The following is a 9,888-nucleotide window of genomic DNA, read 5'->3' as shown; positions in this document are numbered from 1 at the left end:
AGCGGACGATATTTGTGGGCTGATGACGTCGTCATTCGAACTTCTCGATCCGCTCACCGAGCAGCCCGCGCGGGCGTACCAGCAGCACCGCGAACATCAGGATGTAGATCGAGGCCTCGCCGGCCGCGGGCACGAAATGGATGGTGATGCCGCGGACCACCCCGACGAGAAGTGCGGCCAGCACGACGCCCCAGAAGCTGCCGAGCCCGCCGATTACCACCACGACGAAGGCGACCGTGATGATTTCGGCGCCCATCGCCGGATGCACGATGGTAATCGGGGCGAAGAAGGCGCCGCCGAGCGCGGCCATGCCGACGCCGAGCATCACGATCGCGGTCATGTAGGGCTGCAGGCGAATGCCGAGCGCGGCCACCATGTCGGGCCGCTGGATGCCGGCGCGTACCACGCGGCCGAACGAGGTCTTCTGCAGCAGCAGCCAGACGGCGAGCAGCACGACGGCGACGACGGCGAGGATCAGCAGGCGATAGCGCGAGAACAGGAAGTCGCCAACGATGATGGAGCCGCGAAACGACTGCGGAATTTCGGCCGAGAGCGGTGCCGGGCCCCAGATGATGCGGATCGCCTGCTCGGTGATCATGGCCAGCCCAAAGGTGACGAGCAGGCTCAGGATCGGATCGGCGGTGTAGAAGCGGCGCAGGATGAAGCGCTCGAACAGAATGCCAAGCAGGGCGACCACGACCGGGGAAATTACCACCGCCGCGCCGAAGCCGAGCGATTGCGTGAGCGTGACGGCGATGTAGGCGCCGAGCGCATAGAACGCACCATGGGCCAGATTGACGACGCCGCCGACGCTGAAGATCAGCGACAGCCCGAGCGCGATCAGCAGATAATAGCCGCCGAGCACAAGGCCGTTCACCACCTGCTCAGCCAAGAATTCGAACTGCATCTGCGAACCCCGGAAAACTCTTTCTGTCGGCGGCCGGGTGAACGCTCACATCGAGCAGGGATTCTGCTCCTTAGTCAGCGCGATGGACTCAAGCGATTCATTCGGCTCCGGGATGGCGGCGCCAAGCGAAAGCATGTCGTAGGGATCCTTGATCTGATCCTTGGGCTTGACGGTGAAGGGATAGGCTTCCTGCATCAGCTGGTGATCCCAGTTGCGGAAGTAGCCTTTGCGACCCTTGAGGATATCGAACTGCGTCTGCTGCTCGAAATACGGGATCAGCTTGTCGGTCTCGGTCGACTTGGTCTCGGCCATCGCCTGCGCCATCATCTTCAGCGAGATGTATTCGATCCAGGCATGGTTCTCCGGCACCTTGCCGTATTTCTTGGTGAAGGCGGCAACGAAGGCCTTCGATCCCGGGACGTCGAGCGTGTGATACCAGACCGTCGGCCAGGTCCCGCTGAGATTACCCGCGCCGGCGGCCCACGCATCGGCGGTGTTCAAATTGAAGCCGACGATCGGGTAGGGCAGGCCGAACTCGGCATATTGCTTGATCAGGTTGGTGACCTGGTTGCCGGCGAGATTGGAGCAGACGACGTCCGGCTTCGCTTGCCGGATCTTCAAAAGATACGGGCTGAAATCGGTGACGTCGGTCGCCACCAGTTCGTCGCCCGCCACCTTGCCGCCATTGGCATCGAAGAAGGCGCGCGCCGCGCGCGCCAGATCGTGACCGAAGATGTAGTCCGCGGTCAGCGTGTAGAACTTCTTGTCCTTCATCATGTTGTCGCGGACCAGCGCCTTGCCGACCGCGTTCACCATCACGGTGGAGGGAATGTCGACATGGAAGGTATAGCGGTTGCAGTTCTTGCCGCGCAGTGCGTCCGACCGTGCGCCGATCTGCATGTAGAGGCGCTTGTTGCGCGCGGCGACCTGCATGATGGTCAGTGCCGAGGCCGAATTGATCTCGCCCATCAGCACAGTCACGCCATCCTGATCGAGCATCCGCTGCGCCTTGGTGGCGGCGGTCGCTGGATTGACACTGTCTTCCGATAACACATCGAGCTGGCGGCCCATGACGCCGCCGCTCGCATTGATCTCCTCTTGCGCCAGCTTGATGCCAAGCTGCGCGTAGGTGCCGAGCGTGCCAAGAAAACCGGTAAGCGGGGTCAGGTGCCCGATCTTGATCTTGTCCGCGTTCTTGTCCCCTTGGGCGCGGCCGATCGACGGGAAACCGAGGGTGGAGGCGCCGGCGAGGGCGGCGCTTGCTTGCAACAAGGTGCGTCGGCTGTAGCGCGTCATGGCTTGATCCTCCCGGGCCCCTGTCGGGGCTTTATGTCCGTCTCTCTGTCGCTTCTGCATGTTCATGCCAGAATGTGAGAGGCTATCTTTGATTGCCGGAGACTATCTCCGGTCGGAACGGGCGCTGTCAACGCCAAATCGGCAGCACGGCACTCAGGTTGAACGCCCCACACTCTTGGTGCCGAAATCGGTTGATAGCCGGTTGGCAGCCAGCCGCACCGCTTTGGCGTACGCCTGCAGCGCCTGGTTCGACATCCGCCAGATCGGCCCGGAAATGCCGAGCGCGCCGATCACCTGGCCGGTGAAGTCCATCACCGGCACCGCGATGCAGCGCACCTCCGCATTGAACTCGCCATCGTCGAAGGCAATGCCCGTGGTCCTGATCTCCTCGATCTCGCGCAGCAGCACCTTCACATCGGTGATCGATTTGTCGGTCGACGGCGTCAGCTCGACGCGGCCGAGGAACCGCTGCAACTGGTCGGGCCGCAGCGAGGCCAGGATGATCTTGCCGAGCGCGGTGCAATGCGCAGGACGCACCACGCCGACGCGGTCGGTGAGCTGGAAGGCGCCGGCGCCACCGGTGCGTGCGATCACCACGATGGCATCGCCCATCCGGACAGCGAAATGGCTGCTCTCGCCGGTCTCCCGCGACAGATCTTCCAGCAACGGCGTTGCCACATTGACCATCTCGATCTCGTCGAGCGCGCTCGCCGCCAGCGCGAACAGCGGCCGGCCGATCCGGTAGCGCTTGCTCTCCTTCTCCTGGCGCAGATAGCCGAGCGACACCAAAGTGCGGGCCAGATGGAAAGTGGTGGAATTGTGCAAGCCGACGCGCTTGCTGAGATCGGCGAGGCCGACGCCCTCGCGATGCCGCGCGACCTCTTCCAGGATCGTGAAGGCGCGGCCGAGCGACTGCACGCCGCCGCGCTGGCGCTCCTCGGCCTCGTCGTCGATGTCGTCCCGCGCCGGCCTCACCAGCTTGGCGATGTCAGCCTTGCGCAGCCGTTCGGGCTTTTCGGTGGCCTTTGGCCTCGTGCGCGGTTTCACGTTTTCATGTTTTCCCATAATTTCGACCCTACCACATTCTGAATTGACGTACAGCATTATGAGAAATACGGTTCGGGCTGCCCGGGGTGGCCAAGTCCCGGGTGCTGGCCTGCGCAAGAAGGCCGCCGAATAAAAAGGAAGGATCCGATGTCAGGCAATATGCTCAATGGTGCCCAGGTCATTGTCGACTATCTGATCCAGGAGAAGGTACCGCAGGTGTTCGGTCTCTGCGGCCACGGCAACATCCAGTTCATCGACGCGCTCTATGAGCGCTCCGCCGACATCAAGACCATCTCCACCCATCACGAGAGCGTCTCCGGCTTCATGGCTGATGTCTATTACCGCGTCTCGGGCAAGCCGACCGCGACCTTCACGTCGTGCGGTCCGGGCTCGGCCAATTTGCCGATCTCGCTTGGCAATGCGTTTCTCGACTCGGTGCCGTTCCTGGCGGTGACTGGCAATGTGCCAACCTCGCAATTCAATCGCGGTGCGTTCCAGGAATTGTATCGGCACTACCAGGCCGACTTTCCCTCCACCGTACGCTCCTATTGCAAGAAGGTGTTCCAGCCGACCCGCGGCGAGATGGTGCCGCTGGCGGTGCGGCAGGCCTGGAAGACGATGGTGACGGGACGGCCGGGCCCGGTCGTGCTCGACGTGCCCTTCGACGTGTTCATGGAATCAGCAGCAGAAGAGGCGCCGAACGCGCAGGCGTGGAACGCGAATATTTCAAGCCGCTGCGGCGCCGATCCCGAGGGCGTGGTCAAGGCGGTCGACATGTTGTTGTCGGCCGACCGACCTACCATCATCGTCGGTCAAGGCGTGCGCTACGGCGGCGCGGCGGAGGAGTTGCTGAAGCTCGCCGAGCGGCTGCAGATTCCGGTCGCGTCGTCCGCGAGCGGCCTCGGCGCCATCGACACCAATCATCCGCTGGCGCTTGGCCTCGTCGCGCGCGCCGGCCACTACCAGGCTAATCACGCGACGCGCCAGGCCGACGTACTGCTCGCGCTCGGCGTCCGCTTCGACGATCGCACCTCGAGCTCATGGCTTCCCGGTTACTCCTTCACCATCCCGCCGACGCGGCTGATCCATGTCGACATCGATCCGGAGGAGATCGGCCGCAACTATCCGGTCGCGCTCGGGCTGATGGCCGACGTCCGCACCTTCCTGCGCCAGCTCCATGCCGAGCTCGACCGCCGCGGCCATCTCGACGGCAAGCTCGACGCGCGCAAAAAGTGGTTGATGCAGATCGACGGCTATCGCAAGGAGTGGGACAAGTTCGTTGCGCCCGGCTTCTCGGATGACACGACGCCGATCAATCCGCAGCGCGCCGCGCTCGAGATCGACAAGGCGCTGCCCGAGGATGCCATTTTGGTCTCCGACATCGGCGTGCATCACAACTGGCTGCTCGGCTTCTGCAAGCCGAAGCGACCGGACTCGCTGATCGGCTCGATGGGGTTCGGTCCGATGGGCTTTGGCGTCGCCGGCGTGATGGGCGCGAAGTTCGCAGCTCCCGACCGCCCCTGCGTGTCCGTGTGCGGCGATGGCGCCTTCTTCATGCATGCCAATGTGCTGGGCACCGCGGTCGAATATAATCTGCCCGTGGTTTGGGTGGTCTGGAACAACTACGCCTATGCGTCCATTCGTGGCCTGCAGCGCGGCTATCTCGGCGGCCGCGAGCTTGCCACCGATTTCCACGATCCCACCACCGGCCAGCGCTACAATCCGGATTTCGCGGCGATGGCGCGTTCGTGCGGGGTCGAAGGCGTGCGGGTCGATCGCGCCGCGGATATCGGCGAGGCCGTCCGCAAGGGCATCGCCGCCAACAAGCCTTATCTGATCGACGTCGACATCGCCGCCGATGTCAATCCGTCGGGCGCCGGCGTCTGGGAGTTGCCCGGCCTCGGCCAGAGCAAGCCGGGCATTGGCACGCGCTTCCAGCCAACGTAAGGAGAATATCATGCAGCTCGTCGGCAAGAAGGTGATCGTGGTCGGTGGCTCCTCGGGGATCGGCCTTGCCACCGCAGAACTGGCGCACAGCGAAGGCGCCGATGTCATCATCGCCGCGCGCAACGAGCAGCGGCTTGAGGCGGTGGCGTCGAAGCTGAAGCTGAGCGCTGTCACCGCCGACGTCACCAGCGACGAGAGCATCGCCAATCTGTTCAAGCGCTGCGGGCCGGTCGATCACGTCGTGGTCACCGCGGCGCAGCTTCGCAGTGGGCCGGTGAAGACGGTGGCGATGGACGACGTGCGCGCCACCATGGAAGGCAAGTTCTGGGGCGCCTGGCGGGTGGCGCGCGAGGCGCAGATCAATGCGGGCGGCTCGCTGACGCTGGTTACGGGCTACTTGAGCGTTCGGCCGCGGCCGAACTCGGCGATCATCGGCGCCGCCAATGGCGCGCTGGAATCGCTGGCACGCTCGCTTGCGCTCGAATTGGCGCCGGTGCGGGTCAATGCGGTGTCGCCCGGCATCATCGACACGCCGATCCGCGCCGCGATGCCGGAGCAGGCACGCCGCGAGATGCTGGAAAAGACCGCGGCCTCGTTGCCGGTCGGTCGTGTCGGCTTCGGCGAAGATGTCGCGCGGCAGATCCTCGCCTTCATGACCATCGGCTTCATGACCGGCTCGATTGTCTATCTCGATGGCGGCGCGCTGGTGACGTGAGGAGCGAGGCACGCGCGCCCAACAAAACGGTGTCGTCGCCCGGCTTGACCGGGCGAACCAGTACGCCGCGGCGGTCGTGGTTCTCACGATGGCCGGTGTTTACTGGATGCGCGCCTGCGCGGGCATGACGATGAGGGACCAGCGACGATTATGACGCGCGATCTAAAAAGACTGGTGGTGGTCGGCCATGGCGCCGCGGGTCTTGCGGCGGCGCTATCGGCAGCGGAAGCTGCTGGGCGCTCGATCGCGATCACGGTGCTGGAGCGGGCGCGGCGCGAGGATGCCGGCGGCAACACGCGCTGGAGCCCGGCCAACATGCGCATGGACCAGACCGACAGCATCGCGCCGGCGTTCGAGGCCGATATGCTGGAGGCCTGCGGCGGGCAGGGCGATTCGGCCTATTTTCGAGTTCTCGCCGAGCGCGCGCCGGAAGCCGTCGGCTGGCTGCAGCGTCATGGCGTCGCCTTTGCCAGTCCGCCTTATTATCTCAGCGTCGGCCCGCGTCGGATTCAGCCGATTGGTGGCGGAGACGCGATCATTGCAACGCTGCAGGAGGCCGCGGAGGCGGCCGGTGTCACGATTAGTTATGAGACGGTGGCCGAGCGGCTGCTGACCGGACCGGATGGCCGGCTGTGTGGCCTTGAGGTACGGACTACTGATCGCGTCGAGACGATCGACGCCGATGCCGCTGTGCTGGCCTCCGGCGGCTTCCAAGGCAATGCTGCGATGATGGTGCGTCAGTTCGGTGCTGAGGGAGAGACCCTACGCATGATCGCGCCCGGGACAGGTTTTAACCGCGGCGACGGTATCCGTATGGCGGCTGATCTCGGCGCAAAGCTGTCGGGCGATTGGGACGGCATGCATAGCGAGCCGGTCGATCCGCGCAGCGACAAGCCGGCACCGGTCGTGCTGGTCTATCCCTACGGCATCGTGGTCGATCGCGACGGCAAGCGCTTCTGCGACGAGGGCGCCGGCCTCGTGCATGAGACCTGGGAGACGCTGTCCCGGGACATTCACTTCAACCGGTCCGGCAGTGTGGCCTACGCCATCCTCGACAGCCGCCTGTTCGCAATCGACGGCTTCGAGCGCGCCATCCGTTCCGACGTGCCGCCATTTCGCGCCGACACCATCGAAGGTCTTGCGGCTCTGATCGGCATTCCGGCGGAACAACTGAAACGGACCATCGACGAGTTCAACGCTGCCGCGACCGGTGATGTCGCACGGTTCGATGCCACCCGCCGCGACGGCCTCGCGGCTGCGCCAGGTCTCTCGCCACCGAAGTCGAACTGGGCACGGCCGCTGACTCAATCGCCGTTCCTCGCTTATCCGCTGGTCGGTGCGATCGCCTATACCTTCGGCGGCGTCGCCACCGATGCGCGGGCGCGGGTGCTCGGCGAGGCCGGACCGATCGGAGGTCTCTATGCCGCCGGCGAGACCACCGGTCACTTCTATCGCACCGCGCCGAACGCGGTCGCGGTGCTGCGCGCGCTGGTGTTCGGGCGCATCGCCGGGCAGGAGGCCGTCGGTTTCCTCGCGGCGTACGACAACTAACAGAAACATGGAGGGCCGATCATGGCTGCCGATAAAGCGACCGCCTTCATCCGCAACATCGCCGAGGTACCGTGGCGCGAGTTCCCGAACCATTTCGGCGGCGCGCTGTCGAAGCCGCTGGTGATGCCTGAGACGGCGGGCTCGCGCCATCTCGACTACCGCATCTCGATGTACCAGCCGATGGCCCATGTCGCGCGCCATGCTCACAAGGTGCAGGAGCAGGTCTATCACGTGCTCGAAGGCGAAGGGCTGATGGAGATCGACGGCAAGAACCACGTCGTGCGCAAGCACGATTTCATCTTCCTGCCGCCGGGCGTCGAGCACGCGATCTCCAACACCGGCCTGGTCGATCTGGTGTTCCTCGTCATCACCTCGCCGGTGACGGACAACGAAAAGCCGGAGTAGGCCGCGGGACGGAAAAAGCGCGCTGGCGCAACGCGCCGCCGACATGACTTCCGGTCAGGCCTGCACTTCGCGCGGTTGTGGAGCCGCGCGGCGCAATGCTATGCGATCCTCAACGCGGCCACCGGCCGGACAACGACAAGATATGAGGAACACCATGGTTGACGCGCTGATCATCGACGCCTGCAGGACCCCGCGCGGCATCGGCAAGGCCGGCAAGGGCGCGCTCGCCGGTCTGCATCCGCAGCATCTCGGCGCCACCGTGCTGCGCGCGCTGGCCGAGCGCACCGGCATCGACACCGCCGATGTCGACGACATCATCTGGGGCTGCTCGTCGCAGCGCGGGCCGCAGAGCGGAGATCTCGGCCGCATGTCCGCGCTCGCTGCTGGCTACGACATCCGCGCCTCCGGCGTCACGCTCGACCGCTTCTGCGGCTCCGGCATCACCAGCGTCAACATGGCCGCGGCCTCGATCATGTCGGGCACCGAGGATCTCGTCGTCGCCGGCGGCACCGAGATGATGTCGATGGAGGGCCGTCGCGGCGAGGGGCCGCTAATGATGGATGCCGGCAACCTGCATCTGCGTGCGCTGCATCCGCAGTCGCACCAGGGCGTCTGCGCGGATGCCATCGCCACCATGGAAGGCATCAGCCGCGCCGATGTCGACGCGCTCGGGCTGGAGAGCCAGAAGCGGGCGGCGGCCGCGATCAAGGCCGGGCACTTCGACAAGAGCCTGGTGCCGGTCTATCGCGAGGACGGCAGCCTGGCGCTCGACCGCGAGGAATATCCGCGCCCGCAGACCACAGCCGAAGCGCTGGCCGGATTGAAGCCGGCCTTTCCGGCGATCGCCGACTACACGCTGGACGACAAGGGCACCACCTATCGCAGCCTGATCCTGCAGAAGCATCCCGGTCTCGACATCGACTTCGTTCATCACGCCGGCAATTCCTCCGGCGTAGTCGATGGTTCCGGGGCGCTGCTGCTGGCCTCGCCTGATTACGCCAAGGCGCACGGCCTGAAACCGCGGGCGCGCGTGGTGGCGATGGCCAATATGGGCGACAGCCCGACCCTGATGCTGAACGCGCCGGTGCCGGCGACCCGCAAGGTGCTGGCCAAGGCGGGGCTGACGCTCGACGACATCGACCTGTTCGAGATCAACGAGGCCTTTGCCGTGGTCGCGGAGAAATACATCCGCGACCTCAAGCTCGACCGCGCCAAGGTCAATGTGAACGGCGGCTCGATCGCGCTCGGTCATCCCATCGGCGCCACCGGGGCGATGCTGATCGGCACCTTGCTCGACGAATTGGAGCGGCGCGACCTGAAGCGCGGGCTGGTGACGATGTGCGCGGCCGGCGGCATGGCGCCCGCCATCATCATCGAGCGCGTCTGAGGCTGACGATCCGGCGTCCGACATGCGGACGGCGCGGATGACGCTGCCCCGCCGTCTGCTATTTCTCATCAGCGTGATCACAGATCATCTCGGCTGGCCCTCCCGCGCAGCCGCGATATAATCGCAGTTGCGAACAGGAGTTGCAATCGCTGCCCGCCGGATGCGACGAACGTCGGCTGGTTCGCCAAGCGTGCAGCCGCGTTTTGCGTGCCGCGCGGCTCGCTTTTGCGTGATCGCGACCCGGCCATGGCGCGAGGGCGCGGGATCGCGCGGCCGCGGTTCAGTGCGCGTTAAGCGCTTCTTCTCCAACGGTAAACCACCTTTGCGACGATAGTCGTAGATGACCCTTGTCCGGCGCCTGATGTCAGGTTATGCGACGACGACGCTGGACTCGTCACCGTCAAGGTTCCCCGTGCTGTCGACGCTCACGCACATCATCGATCGAAAGGGCTCGAACCGGTTGGTGATCAGGCTGCGGGCGCTGCTGCGCAGCAACGAGTTCTATCTGATCCCGCTGTCGCTCGTGATCGGCATCATCGCCGGGGCGATCGTGACCCTGATGAGCGAGATCGCGCAGATCGCGCATGTCCTGATTTACGGCATCCGGATCGATGTCAGGCTCAGCGCTAACGA

At 65.0% G+C, this 9,888-nt stretch carries 8 protein-coding genes and 1 pseudogene; 6 read left to right on the top strand and 3 right to left on the bottom strand.

Features of this window, described 5'->3' with window-relative positions; all coding sequences use genetic code 11:
• Positions 1–31: 31 nt before the first annotated feature.
• From WA702_RS16015 to WA702_RS16005, 3 genes are all read right to left on the bottom strand, one after another.
• On the bottom strand, positions 32–907 hold the full coding sequence (locus WA702_RS16015; protein ID WP_425111511.1) for a branched-chain amino acid ABC transporter permease: 876 nt from the start codon (positions 905–907) through the stop codon (positions 32–34).
• A 45-nt stretch (positions 908–952) separates the two neighbouring features.
• Positions 953–2,203 carry an ABC transporter substrate-binding protein gene (locus WA702_RS16010; protein WP_425111510.1) on the bottom strand — a complete coding sequence of 417 codons (1,251 nt, stop codon included), beginning with the start codon at positions 2,201–2,203 and terminating at the stop codon, positions 953–955.
• A 153-nt stretch (positions 2,204–2,356) separates the two neighbouring features.
• Positions 2,357–3,250 carry an IclR family transcriptional regulator gene (locus WA702_RS16005; RefSeq protein WP_425111509.1) on the bottom strand — a complete coding sequence of 298 codons (894 nt, stop codon included), beginning with the start codon at positions 3,248–3,250 and terminating at the stop codon, positions 2,357–2,359.
• Positions 3,251–3,397: 147 nt separating this feature from the next.
• Between WA702_RS16005 and WA702_RS16000 the strand changes: the two genes are divergently transcribed.
• The 6 genes and pseudogenes from WA702_RS16000 to WA702_RS15975 form a co-directional block, all read left to right on the top strand.
• Positions 3,398–5,197, top strand: a complete 1,800-nt coding sequence (locus WA702_RS16000) for a thiamine pyrophosphate-binding protein (RefSeq protein ID WP_425111508.1) — start codon at positions 3,398–3,400, stop codon at positions 5,195–5,197.
• Between the two features lie 10 nt (positions 5,198–5,207).
• Entirely contained in the window at positions 5,208–5,912 is a 705-nt protein-coding gene (locus tag WA702_RS15995) for an SDR family oxidoreductase (RefSeq protein ID WP_425111507.1), read from the top strand.
• A 150-nt stretch (positions 5,913–6,062) separates the two neighbouring features.
• On the top strand, positions 6,063–7,463 hold the full coding sequence (locus tag WA702_RS15990) for an FAD-binding protein (RefSeq protein WP_425111506.1): 1,401 nt from the start codon (positions 6,063–6,065) through the stop codon (positions 7,461–7,463).
• Between the two features lie 21 nt (positions 7,464–7,484).
• Entirely contained in the window at positions 7,485–7,868 is a 384-nt protein-coding gene (locus tag WA702_RS15985) for a cupin domain-containing protein (protein WP_425111505.1), read from the top strand.
• A gap of 154 nt (positions 7,869–8,022) precedes the next feature.
• Positions 8,023–9,255 (top strand): acetyl-CoA C-acetyltransferase, encoded by a 1,233-nt coding sequence (locus WA702_RS15980; RefSeq protein ID WP_425111504.1) that lies wholly within the window; start codon positions 8,023–8,025, stop codon positions 9,253–9,255.
• 412 nt (positions 9,256–9,667) lie between these two features.
• Positions 9,668–9,888, top strand: a pseudogene (locus tag WA702_RS15975) (chloride channel protein); the annotation flags it as partial.

This window comes from Bradyrhizobium sp., from assembly GCF_049798375.1.
GTDB lineage: Bacteria > Pseudomonadota > Alphaproteobacteria > Rhizobiales > Xanthobacteraceae > Bradyrhizobium.
Note: the sequence above shows the minus strand (reverse complement) of the source record. Positions and strands in the feature narration are given on the sequence as shown.

What these genes read in the sequence shown, in the direction of transcription:
- WA702_RS16015 (WP_425111511.1), bottom strand. Translation starts at nt 907, where the DNA reads ATGCAGTTCGAATTCTTGGCTGAGCAGGTGGTGAACGGCCTTGTGCTC.
- WA702_RS16010 (WP_425111510.1), bottom strand. Translation starts at nt 2,203, where the DNA reads ATGACGCGCTACAGCCGACGCACCTTGTTGCAAGCAAGCGCCGCCCTC.
- WA702_RS16000 (WP_425111508.1), top strand. Translation starts at nt 3,398, where the DNA reads ATGTCAGGCAATATGCTCAATGGTGCCCAGGTCATTGTCGACTATCTG.
- WA702_RS15995 (WP_425111507.1), top strand. Translation starts at nt 5,208, where the DNA reads ATGCAGCTCGTCGGCAAGAAGGTGATCGTGGTCGGTGGCTCCTCGGGG.
- WA702_RS15990 (WP_425111506.1), top strand. Translation starts at nt 6,063, where the DNA reads ATGACGCGCGATCTAAAAAGACTGGTGGTGGTCGGCCATGGCGCCGCG.
- WA702_RS15985 (WP_425111505.1), top strand. Translation starts at nt 7,485, where the DNA reads ATGGCTGCCGATAAAGCGACCGCCTTCATCCGCAACATCGCCGAGGTA.
- WA702_RS15980 (WP_425111504.1), top strand. Translation starts at nt 8,023, where the DNA reads ATGGTTGACGCGCTGATCATCGACGCCTGCAGGACCCCGCGCGGCATC.